The following is a 15324-nucleotide window of genomic DNA, read 5'->3' as shown; positions in this document are numbered from 1 at the left end:
CGACCGTCAGTCGGTCCGACCCTGGACGTCGACAGCCCGGCGCCTGACGTCGTCCAGGACCATCTGCAGGGCTCGATCCACCGACTTCGTGATGGCCGCCATTCCGGTGTAGCAGCTCAAGGCTTCCACCTTTTCCGTCGCTTCCCTGGAACTTTGCAGGCTGATCTCCCGTCCAAGGCGATCTCTGCCGGACACGTGGACTGCTATCGCGGCGTCCGAAGCACAGAAGCTTTTGACGCCTGCGAAGCCGTCGGCGTGGCATCGCATGCGCCCTTCCAGGGATCGGATCTCGAAGCGCAAACCACCAGCCAGGCGCGAGGCTGCATCTTTCAGGGAGCGGTTTATCGCCGCCGAAGCCGCCGCTCTTCGATCGGTTTCGTACTTCGTGGCCTCACAGTACGTCGAGACGACAGGAACCGTCTGGTGGAGCCGATCTATGGCGACGATCTGAATGGCATTGGATTTGTCGCCGGCGCTCGTCGCCGCAGCCGTGAAGGGGGCATGAACGTCGGACGCGGCGCACGCCGGCAACAAAAAGAACACGAGCCAAACAAATGTGCGCCCCGCGGATTGCATTGCAACTGTCCTTCAACTTTCAATACAGTCTGTTCGGGGCATACGCGTATCAGTTGTCCGCCCAAGGGGCGGAGACAAATTTGGGGGAAGAGTATGTTGTGTAGAGTGTTGCTGCTGGTCCTTTCGGCCGGCATGCTTGCGGCTTGTGCCGATCCGGTCAAACCGATCCACGCCTGGAGTCCGCAGATGGCGGCAGCCGCATCGATCGGCACAGTGACGATCGTCAATCGTTCGACCAACGCAACCGAACAAAATCTCGGCATCCTGAAATCGGCGCTGGAGAAGCGGCTGGCCGAATGCGCGAAGGGGCCGACCAGGTACGAGATGCAAGTCTCGGTCGACAACTACAAGCTCGCCAACTATGCGGCGGTGCTCCTGATCGGGGATCAGCACGAGATCTCGGCCAACGTCAAGATGGTCGATCCCGCCACCCGGGACGTCGCCGGGGAATATTATGTCCAGGAGATCACTGCCGGCGGCGGGCTGATCGGCGCGGCCAGGCTGTCGGGCGGTGCAGGCGGCATATCCAGCGATTTCGCCACATCCGTGTGTCGGCGTGTCTTCAGCGCGAAGGCGTAGTCGCCATCGCGGGAGGGCAGGTGCAGCCGAAGCGAGTCAGTCGACGTGGCTCAGGAAGTCGGCGACCAGCGGCTGCCAGATGGCGGCGCCGCTGTTGCTGCTGGCGAGATGATGACCGTCCTTGCCGAATGGGCCGACGGCGCGATGGGTGACGCGGCCGCCCGCCTTCCGATAGGCCTCGACCATTTCTTCCACGAGCCTGGGTCCGAAGAAGCTGTCGTTGGCGGCATTGATCCAGAGGAGGGGCTGGCGCGCCGTGGCGCCGTACCGGGCTGCCGCTTTCACCAGCGCGTCCGGCGCGCAGTTGCCCACGCCGGGTTGATGGCCGCCGCGTCCGCCGGCGAAATCGACCAGCGCGGACACGCCGGGCGGGTTGAGGCTCGACAGGGCAAGCGCTCCCCAACCGCCGGCCGACTGGCCGACCACGATGGTATGCTCCGGCAGGACGAAGGGCTGTGCACGCATATAGTCGATGGCCGCCCGGATGTCGGCCGCGGTCTGGAGCCCGGCATCGACATAGTCGGGATTGCCGCAGCGGCCATAGCCTTCGGCCCAGTATCCGCCGGTCGCCCCGTAGCCGCGGCGGAGCGGCAGCACCACGACATGGCCGCGCGCGACGAAGAACGAGGAGATGGCCGTGTATCGCGGACGCTTCATGCTCGATCGCTCGGATGCACCGGCGGGCGATCCGTGGTTCATGACGACCAGAGGCGCCCTGGCATTGCCCGGTGGCCGAAAGAGCGTGGCGTCCATCAGCCTCGATGCGCCGGCCGCCGGAATGCGCCATTCCTGCTCGCGCATCGTCTGGCCTTCAGGACCCTGGGGACCGGCCGACTGCGCGACCGCGGGAACCGCTGCACAGCACAGAACGGCGGCAACCAGAAGCTTGGAAAAATCGCGCATGGTCTCCTCGCCTGCCCGTTGTAGCAGACGAGAGAAGGAGGCAACTACCGCCTGCTCTGAAACGAAAGCGCGCTCGAGGGGGAGCAGTCGTTTGGACCACGACCCGCCGGCTCCCTCATGAGCCCTTCGGATGACCTCAGGGCAGGCGCGCAGGATGCGCGCGGTCCGGAAGACGGGGCTACCGCCCGCTGCGCCGTGCCGGGCGGCCGCGCGAGCCGGAGCCGGTGCGCACACCGCGGAAGACGCGGCTGTTCTGCATCTTGCCGAGATTGACGGTGGCGGTGGCGGCGACCGCCTGGCCGGGCAATTCGAGCTCGTTGGCCTCGAGTCGCCGGATCTCGTCGCGGATGCGGGCCGCCTCCTCGAACTCGAGGTTGGCGGCGGCGTCGCGCATGCGCTTCTCGAGCTCGGCGATATGGCTCCTGAGGTTGTGCCCGATCAGGTGCACGTCGCCCGACACGCCGGTGTCGACCGTGTAGTGGTCGCGCTCGGCCACCGACTGCAGGATCTCGGCGATGTTCTTCTTCACCGAGGCCGGGGTGATGCCGTGCTCCTGGTTGTAGGCGATCTGCTTGGCGCGGCGGCGCTCGGTCTCGGCCATCGCGTACTTGATCGAGTCGGTCTGCTTGTCGGCGTAGAGGATGACGCGGCCCTCGACGTTGCGCGCGGCACGGCCGATCGTCTGCACCAGCGAGGTGGGCGAGCGCAGGAAGCCCTCCTTGTCGGCGTCGAGGATGGCGACCAGCGCGCACTCGGGGATGTCGAGGCCCTCGCGCAGGAGGTTGATGCCGACCAGCACGTCGAACGCGCCCAGCCTCAGGTCGCGGATGATCTCGATGCGCTCCAGCGTGTCGATGTCGGAATGAAGATAGCGGCAGCGGATGCCGGCCTCGTGCAGGTATTCGACGAGGTCCTCGGCCATGCGCTTGGTGAGCACGGTGACCAGCACGCGCTGGCCCTTCTTCGCGCAGTCCTTGCACTCGGCGATCAGGTCGTCGACCTGCTTCTCCACGGGGCGGATGATGACGGTGGGATCGATCAGGCCGGTCGGCCGGATCACCTGCTCGATGAAGATGCCCTGCGTGCGCTCCATCTCCCACGGGCCGGGCGTGGCGCTCACGAACGTGGTCTGCGGCCTGAGCGTCTCCCACTCCTCGAACTTCAGCGGCCGGTTGTCGATCGCCGAGGGCAGGCGGAAGCCGAACTCGGCCAGCACGCTCTTGCGGTTGAAGTCGCCGCGGAACATGCCGCCGATCTGCGGCACCGTGACGTGGCTCTCGTCGACGATCAGCAGCGAGTTCTCCGGGAAGTACTCGAACAGGGTCGGCGGCGGCTCGCCCGGCTTGCGGCCGGTGAGATAGCGCGAGTAGTTCTCGATGCCGGCGCAGGCGCCGGTCGTCTCCAGCATCTCGATGTCGAACAGCGTGCGCTGCTCCAGCCGCTGCGCCTCCAGCAGCCGGCCGGCGCGGTTGAACTCGTCCAGCCGCTGCCGCAGGTCGGTCTTGATCTGCTGGATGGCGTGCTGCATCGTCGGCCGCGGCGTCACGTAGTGACTGTTGGCGTAGACCACGATGTCGGACAGCGAGGCCGACCTTTCGCCGGTCAGCGGGTCGAACTCGGTGATCGAATCGATCTCGTCGCCGAACAGCTCGATGCGCCAGGCCTTGTCCTCGTAGTGGGCGGGGAAGAGGTCGATCGTGTCGCCGCGCACGCGGAAGGTGCCGCGCTGGAAAGCGTTGTCGTTGCGCTTGTACTGCTGCTCGACGAAGCGGCGCAGCAGGCTCGCGCGGTCGATCTTCTGGCCCTTGTGCAGGCGGAAGGTCATCGCCTGGTAGTTCTCCAGGGGGCCGATGCCGTAGATGCAGGAGACCGAGGCCACGATCACCACGTCGTCGCGTTCCATCAGCGCGCGTGTCGCCGAGTGGCGCATGCGGTCGATCTGCTCGTTGATCGACGAATCCTTCTCGATGTAGGTGTCGGTGCGAGGCACGTAGGCTTCGGGCTGGTAGTAGTCGTAGTAGGAGACGAAGTACTCGACCGCGTTCTCCGGGAAGAAGCCCTTCATCTCGCCGTAGAGCTGCGCCGCCAGCGTCTTGTTGGGCGCCAGCACCAGCGCCGGCCGCAGCTGCGAGGCGATGACGTTTGCCATGGTGAAGGTCTTGCCCGAGCCGGTGACGCCCAGCAGCACCTGGTCTCTCTCGCCCGCGTTCACGCCCTCGACGAGCTGCCGTATCGCCTCCGGCTGGTCGCCGGCCGGCGTGTAGTCCGACACGAGCTTGAAGGGCTTGCCGCCGACATTGGCCGGACGTCGCTGGACGTACGGCATCAGGAGCGGCAGGGGCGCGACCGCGAGATTCTTTGAGGGCATGGCCTGCATTATATGATGAGGGGTTCGGGGGGCCGCAATGCTAGAGGAGGCGGCCCTCGGAATGGACCGCGGGCTTCCAGCCCGCTCATGAGCGCGCAGGATGCGCGCGGTCCCAAAAGCACCTTCCCTGAATGCCCGACCTTCTTTCTCTTCCCTTCCTGATCGCTGCGGCCGTCGCCGTCGTTGCCGGCATGGTGCGCGGGTTCGCGGGCTTCGGGGCGGCGATGCTTATGACGCCGGTCTTCTCGGCGCTCTACGGGCCCGGGATCGGCGTGGCGCTCTGCCTGATGCTGGAGGTGATCGTCGCCCTGCCGCTGCTGCCGCGCGCGGTGGCGCATGTCGACTGGCGCCGCATCGGGCTGCTGCTGGTCGCCGCGGCGGCGGGCGTGCCAGTCGGCAACGTCACCCTGACGCGGATCGCGCCGGAGCCGATGCGCTGGGCGATCTCGGGCATCGTGCTCGCGGCGGTGGCGCTGCTGGCGAGCGGCTGGCGCTATCACGGCAAGCCGCGGCCGGCGGCGACGCTGGTGGCGGGCGGGATCAGCGGCTTCCTCAACGGCCTCTCCGGCATGGCCGGACCGCCGATCGCCTTCTACTACCTGGCCGGCAAGGACAGCGTCGAGCGCGTGCGCGCCAATCTCACGACCTATTTCGTGTTCGTAGACGCGGCCGCGCTGTCGGCGTTCGTGGCGCGCGATCTGGTGCGGTGGGAAACCGGACTCGAGGGGCTCTGTCTCGCGCCGGCGGTGCTTGCAGGCGGTCTGCTGGGCGAGCGGCTATTCCCCCTCGCCAGCGAAGGATTCTATCGCCGACTTGCACTCGGCCTGCTGGTTGCCGTGGCGATCGGTGCCTTGATCCTGTGAGCGGGAACACGTAGCGATTGCGGCATGAAGATCTGGGGCAAGATCGTGGGAGGTACGGCGGGCTTCGCGCTGGGCGGCCCGATCGCGGCGCTGCTCGGCGTGATGGCGGGCCACGCGGTCGACCACTACGTGCTGGAGGAGCGGGCGAGCGACGAGACCGCGCCGGCGGTGCGCGGCGATTCCGAGGAACATCCCGGCCTGCGCCAGATCGCCTTCACCATCGGCGTGATTGCGCTCGGCGCCAAGATGGCCAAGGTGGACGGCGAGGTGACGCGCGCCGAGGTCGAGGCCTTCCGCTCGTTCTTCCAGGTGCCGGCAAGCGAGGAGCGCAATGTCGAGCGCTTCTTCGATCTCGCCAAGCGCGACGCCGCGGGCTTCGAGCCCTATGCGCGCCAGGTGGCGGCGCTCTTTCCCGATGCGCCCGAGATTCTCGAGAACGTGCTCGAAGGCCTGTTCGACATCGCCAGGGCCGATGGTCCGGTGACTGCCGAGGAGGCCGAATACCTGGCCCGGGTGGCGAGCATCTTCGGTCTCAGCGCCGAACGCTTCGAGCGCGCGCGGGCGGCGGCGCTGGGCGTGATCGAGTGCGAGCCGTGCGTGATCCTGGGCATCGATCCGCTGGCCACCGACGAGCAGATCCGCGAAGCATGGCTGCGCCAGGTGCGCGCCCATCATCCCGATCGCCTGATCGCCGAGGGCCTGCCCGAGGAAGCGATCGCCGTCGCCAACCGCAAGCTCGCGCTGATCAACGACGCCTACGATCGCCTGCGCCGCCAGCGCGGGCTCGAGGCGGCGTGATCGTGTTCATATGGACCGCGGGCTTCCGGCCCGCACATGAGCCCTTCGGATGACCTCGGGGCAGGCGCGCAGGATGCGCGCGCTCCGATGACGATTGACCGGCCGTCGCCCAATCACGCGGCGCGGCCCGACGGCGCGGCGATCGATCTACTGGTGCTGCACTATACCGAGCTGCCGCTCGCGGAATCGCTGGACATCCTGTCCGATCCCGTGCGTGCGGCCCGCGTCAGCGCGCACTACGTGCTCGCCGAGGACGGCACGGTCTATCGCCTCGTGCCGGAGGAGCGCGCCGCCTGGCACGCCGGCCAGTCGCACTGGCGCGGCCGCGAGGCGCTGAACGCGAGCTCGATCGGCATCGAGATCGTGAACCTGCATGGCGACCGGCACGACTATCCGCGACCGCAGATCGCTGCGCTGATTGAGCTCTGCCGTGGAATCCTGGCACGCCATCCGGCGATCGTGCCGCAGAACGTCGTCGGCCATTCCGACATCGCGCCCAGGCGCAAGATCGATCCCGGCCTGCGCTTTCCCTGGAAGGCGTTGGCCGAGGCGGGCATCGGTCTCTGGCCAAAGCCGGATGCGGCGCCGGTCGAGGGCGATATCCAGGCGGCGCTGCAGCGCTTCGGCTACGCGCCGGCGGGCGCGCTCGCGCCGGAGGAGATCGTCAAGGCGTTCCAGCGCCGCTTCCGGCCGGCGCGCGTGGATGGCGTCGCCGACCAGGAAACGCGCGCGCTGCTCGGCGGCCTGCTTGACCAGGTGGGGGCGCGGGCCTAGCTAAGCGCCGGGTCAGACGGCCGGATGGCCGCGCCTGGCGGGCAACCGTCGGGTGAGGAAAGTCCGGGCTCCACGGAGACACGGTGCCGGCTAACGGCCGGCGGGGGCGACCCCAGGGAAAGTGCCACAGAAAACAAACCGCCAACCCGGTTCGCCCCCTGGGCGCATCGGGACGGCAAGGGTGAAACGGTGGGGTAAGAGCCCACCGCGCGACCGGCAACGGAAGCGGCACGGCAAACCCCACCGGGAGCAAGACCAAATAGGGGCGGCACGCCGGGCGACCGGCAAGCGGGTTTCCGCGCCGCCGCCCGGGTCGGTCGCGCGAGGCGCTCGGTGACGGGCGTCCCAGAGGAATGGCCATCCCCTGCCGCAGGGCAGGGACAGAACCCGGCTTACAGGCCGTCTGACCCTTCATTTCTTCCGTGCTGTGTCATTCCGAGACGAAGCCGAGGGATCTTCGGCGGTGACACGGCTTGTGGGACGGGAATGCGCCACCACAAAATGTTGCGATTGTTTCCGTCATACCGACAATAGATGTAGCATCTAAGCCCTTCGGATTCCTTGTCGAATCGCTTTTTGACGTTGCGTCCCGGGATTTCCCATGTTATCCCAATGTATCCCGTGTATCAGACGACGCAGGGGCGTGGGGCACCGGCGGCGCGGGAACCAGGGGGAGAGGGCCGTTGGCATTCCGGTCCGAGATCCTGTTGAAGCTCGATAAGAAGGGACGGGTTCTGATGCCCGCCGCCTTTCGCGACGAGCTGCCGGCCGAGGACCGCGGCGCCTTCATCCTCTATCACTCGCCCAACGTGCCCGGTGTCGTGAACGGCAACAGCCATGCCGGCTTCGATGCGATGCTCGAGCGCCTGCGCGCCGAGGCGCTGGGGCCGAAGGGCGCGCTCAAGGTCGCGCTCGACGACGAGGCCTTCGATCCGGCGGGCTTTCTCTCCTCGACCGCGCGCAACGTTCCGATGGAGCCCGACGGACGGTTCACGCTGCCGGCCGAGTTCGCCGAGGTGCTCGAGGTCGAAGGCGGCGTGATGCTGGTTGGCAAGGGCGACAAGTTCCAGCTCTGGAATCCCAAGCGCTGGCAGGCACGGCGCGACGCCGATCGCGAACGGATGGCCGCGTTCGTGCGCGGCCTGACGGGAGGCGAGGCATGACCGGCCACGTTCCCGTGCTTGTTCAGGAGGTGGTCGAGGCGCTCGCGCCGCGCGATGGCCGCCGCTACGTCGACGGCACGTTCGGCGGCGGCGGCTATGCCAGGGGAATCCTCGACCGCGCCGACTGCCAGGTGATCGCGATCGACCGCGATCCCGACGCGCTGGCGGCGGGTCGGGCGCTGGTCGAGCGCTACACGCCGCGGCTGCGCCTGATCGAGGGCCGCTTCGGCGACATGGCGGATCTTCTGTCGGCCGAAGGCGTCGCCGAAGTCGACGGCGTGGCGCTCGATCTTGGCGTGTCGTCGATGCAGTTCGATCGCGCCGAGCGCGGCTTCTCGTTCCGCGCCTCCGGGCCGCTCGACATGCGCATGGAAAAGCGCGGCCGTTCGGCGGCCGACCTCGTGAACGAGGCGGACGAGGCGGAGCTGGCCGACATCCTCTGGCGTTACGGCGAGGAGCGGCGCAGCCGCCGCGTCGCGCGCGCCATCGTCGAGCGCCGCCGGCAGAAGCGGATCGAGACGACCGGCGAGCTGGCCGAGATCGTGCGCCGCGCGGTGGGGCCCTCGGCGAAGGACGAGAGCGATCCCGCGACGCGCACCTTCCAGGCGCTGCGCATCGCGGTGAACGACGAGCTGGGCGAGCTCGAGCGCGGCCTCGTCGCGGCCGAGTCGGTGCTGGCGCCGGGCGGCCGGCTGGCGGTCGTGTCGTTCCATTCGCTCGAGGACCGCGCGGTCAAGGATTTCGTGCGGGCGCGGGCGGGGCGGACACCCGGCCCGTCGCGCCATGCGCCGCCCGCGGCCACGACGCGCGGCGCGACGCTGCGCGACCTCACGCGCCGGCCGGTGACGCCGGGCGCGGCCGAGATCGCCGCCAACCCGCGCGCGCGCTCCGCCCGGTTGCGCGTCGCCGAGAAGCTCGGGGACCGCGCATGATCCATCGCGGGCTCCTGTTCTGGTCGGTGGTCGCGGTCGCCACGGCGATCGGGCTGTTCGCCGTCAAATACAAGGTGCAGGACCTCGAGGAGAGGATCGACCGCACCAACCAGAAGATCGTCGAAAGCCAGCAGGCAACGCACATCCTCAAGATCGAGTGGGCGCATCTCAACGAGGCCGAGCGCATCGAGCATCTGGCCAACGCCCATCTCCAGCTCGAGCAGGCCTCGATCAAGCAGGTCGTGCGCCTCGACTCGCTCAAGAACCCGTCATCTGTCCCCCCGCGACGCGATACGCCACTCCCTTCCCCCCCACGAACGGGCAACGACGTCCCCTCGTCGACTTTGCCCGGTGGCGGTCGCGTCGCAGCGGAGGCCGGCAGCCCCTCGCCGGCCTCCGCACCCCATCCAGGGCGTTTCTCCGGACCCACGACGCCCCCTCGACCGGCTCTCGCTGAAGCGCCGGCCCCCTCGGGTCCGGCAAAGGTGGACCGCGGCGCCGCCTTGACCATCGACGACATCCTCGCGCGAAACGAAGGGGAGCGTCGGTGAGTCTGTGGCGCAAGAAAGGTCCGCCCGAACCGGCCGCCGCGTCCCCCGCGGCGGCCGGCGCGCGTTACGCCTCGCCCAAGGAGCGCTACAAGGGCGATGTGCAGGAGACTGCCCGGCAGCGGCTGGTCGTCACCGGGGCGCTTCTGGTGGTCGCCTTCACGGCGATCGCCATGCGCATGTCGTACGTGTCGCTGCTGCGCGACGGCGGCGAGCCGACGCAGCGCGTGGCCGCGCAGGGCGGCGCGATCCAGTCCGAGCGCGCCGACATCGTCGACCGCAACGGCATCGTGCTCGCCACCTCGCTGCCGGTCATGTCGGCGTTCGTCAATCCGCACCTCGTGATCGACGCGCCCGACGCGGCGCGCAAGATCGTCTCGGTGTTGCCCGACCTCAAGTACGACGAGGTGAAGGCCAAGCTCGAGTCCGACAAGACCTTCGTCTGGATCAAGCGCGCGCTCAGCCCGCGCGAGAACGACCTCGTGAACCGGCTCGGCATTCCCGGGCTGGAGTTCCAGGCCGAGGAGCGGCGCATCTATCCGCAAGGTTCGACCGCGGCGCACGTCGTGGGCTACACCAACATCGACAATGCCGGCCTGGGCGGCATCGAGCGCTACTTCGACCAGCAGCTCCAGAGCGGCCAGACCGTGCAGCTTTCCATCGATCTGCGGCTGCAGCGCATGGTCGAGGACGAGATCGCGCACGCGGTGCAGAAGTTCTCGGCGATCGGCGCGCAGGCGATCGTGATGGACGTCACCAACGGCGAGATCCTGGCGCTCGCGTCGCTGCCCACCTACGACGCCAACAAGGCGCGCACCATCACCAACGAGGCCCTGTTCAACCGCGCCACGCTCGGCGTCTACGAGCAGGGCTCGATGTTCAAGGTGTTCAACACCGCGCTCGCCCTCGACAGCGGCAAGGTCTCGCTCGGCGACAAGTTCGACGCCAGCTCGCCGATCAAGATCGACCGCTTCTACATCCACGACGATCCCGACGTGCCGCACCGCGTGCTGTCGGTGCCGGAGATCTTCAAGTACTCGTCCAACATCGGCTCGGCCAAGATGGCGGTCGAGGTCGGCACCGACGCGCAGCGCGCCTTCTTCGACAAGCTGGGCTTCCTGAAGCCGCTGCACACCGAGCTGATGGAGCTCGGCACGCCGCTCTATCCGCGGCACTGGGCGAAGATCAACACCATGACCATCGCCTTCGGCCACGGCATGTCGGTGACGCCGCTGCACGTGGTCATGGGGGTGGCGGCGATGATCAACGGCGGCATCGAGTTCTGGCCGACCTTCCTCAAGCGCAACTCGGTGCGCGACAGCGGCCACCGCGTCATCCAGGCCAAGACCTCGATGACGATGCGCCAGCTCATGCGGCTGAACGCGGTCGAGGGTACCGGCAAGAAGGCCAACCTCGCCGGCTACGAGGTCGGCGGCAAGACCGGCACGGCGGAAAAGGTGGCGCACGGCGGCTACGCCCGGAAGGCGCTGTTCAGCTCCTTCGTCGGCGCCTTTCCGATGAGCGATCCCAAGTTCGTGGTCCTGGTCTCGCTTGACGAGCCGAAGGGAACGAAGGAGACCGGCGGCTACGCGACCGGCGGCATGGTCGCCGCCCCCAGCGTGAAGGTCATCATCGAGGACATCGTGTCCCTCTACGGCATCCTGCCCGGCGACTGGAACGATCGGCCGGCCTCGCTCGAGATCGGATCGCGTCCGATCCCCGAGACCAGCGTCGTGCGCGCGGTGCCGGTCTCGGCGCGCGGGCAGAGGAACGAGCACAGGGCGCTGCCCCTGCGACCCGGCGAGCAGTTGGCGGCGCCTCCGGGAGCGCGTCGTGCCTCGGTTGAGTGAGCTGATGCGGGAGAGCGCCGACAAGCGGGCCGTCGGCGCGCTGCCGCGCGATCCCGTCCTCGCCGGTCTCACCCTCGACTCGCGCCAGGTCCGGCCGGGTTTCCTGTTCGCGGCCCTGGCGGGCACCCACGCCGACGGCGCCCGCTTCGTCGCCGATGCGGTGAAGAGGGGCGCGGTTGCGATCCTGGCCGCGCCGGAGTCGGCCCTGCCGCCGCTCGGCCCAGGGATCGCCGTCGTGCGCGATCCCAACCCGCGCCGGCGCATCGCGCTGATGGCGGCGGCCTTCGCCGGCCTGCAGCCGGCGACGATCGCCGCCGTCACCGGCACCAACGGCAAATCCTCGACCGTCCATTTCGTGCGCCACCTCTGGAGCGCGCTCGGCCTCCGCGCGGCGAGCGTGGGCACGCTCGGCATCGCCTCGCCGGGCTTCACGCGCGAAGCGGGCCTCACGACCCCCGATCCGGTGCAGCTCCACGCCGATCTCGCCACGCTGGCGCGCGAGGGCGTGACGCATCTCGCCATCGAGGCGTCGAGCCACGGCCTCGACCAGCATCGGCTCGACGGGCTGAAGCTCTCGGCCGCGGCCTTCACCAACCTGACCCACGAGCATCTCGACTATCATCCGACCATGGAGGCGTATTTCGCCGCCAAGGCGCGGCTGTTCGAGGAGCTGCTGCCGCCGGGCGGCACTGCCGTCGTCAACGCCGACAGCCCGCGCGCCGAGGCACTGGCGCAGGTCGCCGCGCGCCGCGGCCTGCGCTTCTGGACCTACGGCCGCAAGGGCCGCGAGCTCAGGCTGCTCGACGACGGACCGACGGCAGTCGGCCAGCATCTCGCGATCGAGGTGCTGGGCACCCGGCACGAGGTCGAGCTGCCGCTGGTCGGCGGCTTCCAGGCCTCGAACGCGCTGGCCGCCCTCGGTCTCGTCGTGGCGACGGGCGGCGATGCCGCGCGCGCCGTGGCGGCGCTCGCGACGCTCTGCGGTGCGCCCGGCCGGCTGCAGCTCGTCGCGCGGCATGAAAGCGGTGCGCCGGTCTATGTCGACTACGCCCACAAGCCCGAGGCGCTGGAGACGGTGCTGGCGACGCTGCGGCCTTTCGCGAAGGGCAAGCTGGTCGTGGTGTTCGGCTGCGGCGGCGATCGCGACCGCGGCAAGCGGCCGGTAATGGGCGAGATCGCGACCCGTCTCGCCGACCTCACGCTGGTGACCGACGACAATCCGCGCTCCGAATCGCCCGAGGCGATCCGCGCCGAGATTTGCCGCGGCATTCCGGCCGAGCGGACGAACTGGGCCGAGGTGCGCGAGGGCCGCCGCGCCGCCATCGCGCAGGGCCTCGCCGCGCTCCGCTCGTCCGACGATCTGCTGCTGATCGCCGGCAAGGGCCACGAGACCGGCCAGACCATCGCCGGCGTCACCCATCCCTTCGACGATGCCGAGGTGGCGCGCGCGCTGGTGCGGAGCGGCGCATGACGGCGCTCTGGACCTCCGGCGAGATCGCGCGCGCCCTGTCGCCCGTCGCCATGCCGGCGGCGCCGTTCGAGGCGGTCGGCGTCACCTTCGACAGCCGCGCGGTCGGCAAGGGCGATCTTTTCTTCGCGCTCGCCGGCGAGACGAGCGACGGCCACGCCTTCGTCGCCGAGGCGCTGGATCGCGGCGCCGCAGCCGCCGTCGTGTCGCGCGACCTGCCGGAAGGGCAGGGCAGGCTGGTGCGCGTGCCGGACACGATGCAGGCGCTGGTCGCTCTCGGGCGCGCCGGCCGGCAGCGCAGCGCGGCAAAGGTGGCAAGCGTCACCGGCTCGGCCGGCAAGACCAGCACCAAGGATGCGCTGCGGGCGATGCTTTCGGCCCAGGCGCCGACCGCGGCCAGCGCCGCCAGCTTCAACAACCATGTCGGCGTGCCGATCAGCCTCGCCCGCCTGTCGCGCGAGGCGCGCTACGGCGTGTTCGAGATCGGCATGAACCATCCCGGCGAGATCGAGCCGCTGGCGCGGCTGGTCGAGGCGCATGTCGGCATCGTCACCAATGTCGAACCGGTCCATATCGGCCACATGGGCTCGGAGGAAGCGATCGCCGACGAGAAGGCCTGCCTGTTCGCCGGCATGCGCGACGGCGCGGTCGCGGTGCTCAATCGCGACAACCGCCATTTCGAGCGGCTGGCCGCCAGGGCGCGCCGGCTCGGCGTTTCGCGCATCGTGGGCTTCGGCCGCAGCGAGGCGGCCGACGCGCGCCTCCTCGCGTGCTCCCTGCACGATCGCGGCAGCGACGTTGTCGCCTTGATCCATGGCCGCCGGATCGAGTATCGGCTGGGCGCGGCGGGCGAGCACTGGGTCCTGAACAGCCTGGCGGCACTGGCCGCCGTCGAGGCGCTGGGCGCGGATTTCGACCGGGCGGCGGCTGCGCTGGCCGGGGTCGAGGCCTCCCCGGGTCGCGGCGCGCGGCGGCGTCTCGCCTTCGGCCCGGGCACGGTGGAGCTCATCGACGAGAGCTACAACGCCAATCCCGCGTCGATGCGCGCCATGCTGGCGGTGCTGGCGCGAACCGAGCCCGCTTCGGGCGGCCGGCGGCTGCTGGCGCTGGGCGACATGCGCGAGCTCGGCGAGAAGGCGGATTGCTACCATGCCGGTCTCGCCGAGGCGGTGGCGGCGAGCGGCGCGGCGCAGGTCTTCCTGTGCGGTCCGCACATGAAGGCGCTGTGGCAGCGCCTGCCGGCGGAGCGGCGCGGCGTGCACCGGCCCGATTCGGCGGCGCTCGCGCCGGACGTCGCGGCCGCCTTGCGCGCCGGGGACGTGATTGCGGTGAAGGGTTCGCTGGGCTCGAAGATGAAGATTGTCGTCGATGCGGTCCTCGCCGCCAGCGGCGGCCAAACGGAACGCTGAGATGATCTACAACTTTCTCTACCCCCTGGCGGATCTGTTCTCGCCCTTCAACCTGTTCCGCTACCTGACCTTCCGGTCGATCGCGGCCTTCCTGACCGCGCTGGTGCTGAGCTTCCTGATCGGCGGCCGGCTGATCCGCTGGCTGCGCAGCAAGCAGAAGCAGGGCCAGCCGATCCGCGAGGACGGTCCCGCGAGCCACGTCATGGGCAAGAAGGGCACGCCCACCATGGGCGGGCTGCTGATCCTGATCTCGCTCTCGGTGGCCACGCTCCTGTGGGCCGATCTCACCAACCGCTATGTCTGGATCGTGCTCGGCATCACCGTGGCCTTCGGCGCGGTCGGCCTGTGGGACGACTATCTCAAGGTCACCAAGAAGAATCCCAAGGGCGTACCGGGCAAGGTGAAGCTCGGCCTCTCGATCGCCGTGGCGGCGGTGGCGGCCTACTTCATCGGGCAGGCCTCGCCGCCGGCGCTGCGCTACACGCTCGCGCTGCCGTTCCTGAAGGACGTGCTGGTGCCGCTCGGCCTCGTCGGATTCCTCGTCTTCGCCGTGCTGGTGATCGTCGGCACCTCCAACGCCGTCAATCTGACCGACGGGCTCGACGGCCTCGCGATCGGGCCGGTGATCATGGCCTCGATCGTGTTCGGGCTGATCGCCTACGTGGTCGGCAACCTGGTCTACACCAACTATCTCTACCTGCATCACATCCCGCGCTCGGGCGAGCTTTCGGTCGTGCTCTCGGCACTGGTCGGCGCCGGCCTCGGCTTCCTGTGGTTCAACGCGCCGCCCGCCATGGTGTTCATGGGCGACACCGGGTCGCTCGCGATCGGCGGCGCGCTGGGCGCGGTCGCCGTTGTCACCAAGCACGAGATCGTGCTGGCGATCGTGGGCGGGCTGTTCGTGCTCGAGACCGTGTCGGTGATCGTGCAGGTGCTGTCGTACAAATGGACCGGCCGGCGCATCTTCCGCATGGCGCCGCTGCATCATCATTTCGAGCAGAAGGGCTGGGCCGAGCCGACCATCGTTTTCCGCTTCTGGATCATTGCCGCCATCCTCTCGATGGTCGGTCTCGCCACGCTGAAGCTCAGGTAG

14 protein-coding genes and 1 other RNA gene are annotated in these 15324 nt (G+C 69.0%); 12 read left to right on the top strand and 3 right to left on the bottom strand.

What is annotated here, in order from left to right:
• Positions 1-6 precede the first annotated feature (6 nt).
• A complete protein-coding gene (locus tag OJF58_RS01810) occupies positions 7-576 on the bottom strand; it encodes a hypothetical protein (RefSeq protein ID WP_300781365.1) in 570 nt (189 codons plus the stop codon).
• Positions 577-762: 186 nt separating this feature from the next.
• On the opposite strand from OJF58_RS01810, the gene OJF58_RS01805 reads away from it, so the two are divergent.
• Positions 763-1155 (top strand): hypothetical protein, encoded by a 393-nt coding sequence (locus OJF58_RS01805; protein WP_300781364.1) that lies wholly within the window; start codon positions 763-765, stop codon positions 1153-1155.
• A gap of 36 nt (positions 1156-1191) precedes the next feature.
• Here the strand turns inward: OJF58_RS01805 and OJF58_RS01800 are convergent, their stop codons facing one another.
• Positions 1192-2058 (bottom strand): CocE/NonD family hydrolase, encoded by an 867-nt coding sequence (locus tag OJF58_RS01800; RefSeq protein ID WP_300781363.1) that lies wholly within the window; start codon positions 2056-2058, stop codon positions 1192-1194.
• A gap of 178 nt (positions 2059-2236) precedes the next feature.
• Positions 2237-4525 carry an excinuclease ABC subunit UvrB gene (uvrB, locus tag OJF58_RS01795; RefSeq protein WP_300785132.1) on the bottom strand — a complete coding sequence of 763 codons (2289 nt, stop codon included), beginning with the start codon at positions 4523-4525 and terminating at the stop codon, positions 2237-2239.
• Positions 4526-4557: 32 nt separating this feature from the next.
• Here uvrB and OJF58_RS01790 point away from each other — a divergent pair, with 32 nt between their 5' ends.
• The 11 genes from OJF58_RS01790 to mraY all read left to right on the top strand — a co-directional run bounded on the left by OJF58_RS01790 (position 4558) and on the right by mraY (position 15324).
• On the top strand, positions 4558-5289 hold the full coding sequence (locus tag OJF58_RS01790) for a sulfite exporter TauE/SafE family protein (protein ID WP_300781362.1): 732 nt from the start codon (positions 4558-4560) through the stop codon (positions 5287-5289).
• A gap of 24 nt (positions 5290-5313) precedes the next feature.
• Entirely contained in the window at positions 5314-6087 is a 774-nt protein-coding gene (locus OJF58_RS01785; protein WP_300781361.1) for a TerB family tellurite resistance protein, read from the top strand.
• 87 nt (positions 6088-6174) lie between these two features.
• On the top strand, positions 6175-6861 hold the full coding sequence (locus tag OJF58_RS01780) for an N-acetylmuramoyl-L-alanine amidase (RefSeq protein ID WP_300781360.1): 687 nt from the start codon (positions 6175-6177) through the stop codon (positions 6859-6861).
• A gap of 12 nt (positions 6862-6873) precedes the next feature.
• Positions 6874-7272: RNase P RNA component class A (gene rnpB / locus OJF58_RS01775), an RNA gene on the top strand.
• 272 nt (positions 7273-7544) lie between these two features.
• Positions 7545-8024 carry a hypothetical protein gene (locus tag OJF58_RS01770; protein ID WP_300781359.1) on the top strand — a complete coding sequence of 160 codons (480 nt, stop codon included), beginning with the start codon at positions 7545-7547 and terminating at the stop codon, positions 8022-8024.
• Positions 8021-8956 carry a 16S rRNA (cytosine(1402)-N(4))-methyltransferase RsmH gene (gene rsmH, locus OJF58_RS01765; protein WP_366526809.1) on the top strand — a complete coding sequence of 312 codons (936 nt, stop codon included), beginning with the start codon at positions 8021-8023 and terminating at the stop codon, positions 8954-8956. Before OJF58_RS01770 ends, rsmH begins: the two co-directional genes overlap by 4 nt.
• Complete coding sequence (locus tag OJF58_RS01760; RefSeq protein ID WP_300781358.1) at positions 8953-9507, top strand: hypothetical protein; 555 nt, start codon at positions 8953-8955, stop codon at positions 9505-9507. The genes rsmH and OJF58_RS01760 overlap by 4 nt, the downstream gene beginning before the upstream one ends.
• A complete protein-coding gene (locus OJF58_RS01755) occupies positions 9504-11354 on the top strand; it encodes a penicillin-binding protein 2 (RefSeq protein ID WP_300781357.1) in 1851 nt (616 codons plus the stop codon). Before OJF58_RS01760 ends, OJF58_RS01755 begins: the two co-directional genes overlap by 4 nt.
• The gene (locus tag OJF58_RS01750) at positions 11338-12825 is read left to right on the top strand and encodes a UDP-N-acetylmuramoyl-L-alanyl-D-glutamate--2,6-diaminopimelate ligase (protein WP_300781356.1); all 1488 of its coding nucleotides are present in this window, start codon (positions 11338-11340) and stop codon (positions 12823-12825) included. The genes OJF58_RS01755 and OJF58_RS01750 overlap by 17 nt, the downstream gene beginning before the upstream one ends.
• Positions 12822-14231 carry a UDP-N-acetylmuramoylalanyl-D-glutamyl-2,6-diaminopimelate--D-alanyl-D-alanine ligase gene (locus tag OJF58_RS01745; protein WP_300781355.1) on the top strand — a complete coding sequence of 470 codons (1410 nt, stop codon included), beginning with the start codon at positions 12822-12824 and terminating at the stop codon, positions 14229-14231. Before OJF58_RS01750 ends, OJF58_RS01745 begins: the two co-directional genes overlap by 4 nt.
• 1 nt (position 14232) lies before the next feature.
• Complete coding sequence (mraY, locus tag OJF58_RS01740) at positions 14233-15324, top strand: phospho-N-acetylmuramoyl-pentapeptide-transferase (protein WP_300781354.1); 1092 nt, start codon at positions 14233-14235, stop codon at positions 15322-15324.

The organism is Enhydrobacter sp. (assembly GCF_030246845.1).
Classification (GTDB): Bacteria; Pseudomonadota; Alphaproteobacteria; order Reyranellales; family Reyranellaceae; genus Reyranella.
This window is presented reverse-complemented; position numbering and strand designations above follow the sequence as displayed.

What these genes read in the sequence shown, in the direction of transcription:
- OJF58_RS01760 (WP_300781358.1), top strand. Translation starts at nt 8,953, where the DNA reads ATGATCCATCGCGGGCTCCTGTTCTGGTCGGTGGTCGCGGTCGCCACG.
- OJF58_RS01790 (WP_300781362.1), top strand. Translation starts at nt 4,558, where the DNA reads ATGCCCGACCTTCTTTCTCTTCCCTTCCTGATCGCTGCGGCCGTCGCC.
- OJF58_RS01805 (WP_300781364.1), top strand. Translation starts at nt 763, where the DNA reads ATGGCGGCAGCCGCATCGATCGGCACAGTGACGATCGTCAATCGTTCG.
- OJF58_RS01800 (WP_300781363.1), bottom strand. Translation starts at nt 2,058, where the DNA reads ATGCGCGATTTTTCCAAGCTTCTGGTTGCCGCCGTTCTGTGCTGTGCA.
- OJF58_RS01780 (WP_300781360.1), top strand. Translation starts at nt 6,175, where the DNA reads ATGACGATTGACCGGCCGTCGCCCAATCACGCGGCGCGGCCCGACGGC.
- rsmH (WP_366526809.1), top strand. Translation starts at nt 8,021, where the DNA reads ATGACCGGCCACGTTCCCGTGCTTGTTCAGGAGGTGGTCGAGGCGCTC.
- OJF58_RS01810 (WP_300781365.1), bottom strand. Translation starts at nt 576, where the DNA reads ATGCAATCCGCGGGGCGCACATTTGTTTGGCTCGTGTTCTTTTTGTTG.
- OJF58_RS01785 (WP_300781361.1), top strand. Translation starts at nt 5,314, where the DNA reads ATGAAGATCTGGGGCAAGATCGTGGGAGGTACGGCGGGCTTCGCGCTG.
- mraY (WP_300781354.1), top strand. Translation starts at nt 14,233, where the DNA reads ATGATCTACAACTTTCTCTACCCCCTGGCGGATCTGTTCTCGCCCTTC.
- OJF58_RS01745 (WP_300781355.1), top strand. Translation starts at nt 12,822, where the DNA reads ATGACGGCGCTCTGGACCTCCGGCGAGATCGCGCGCGCCCTGTCGCCC.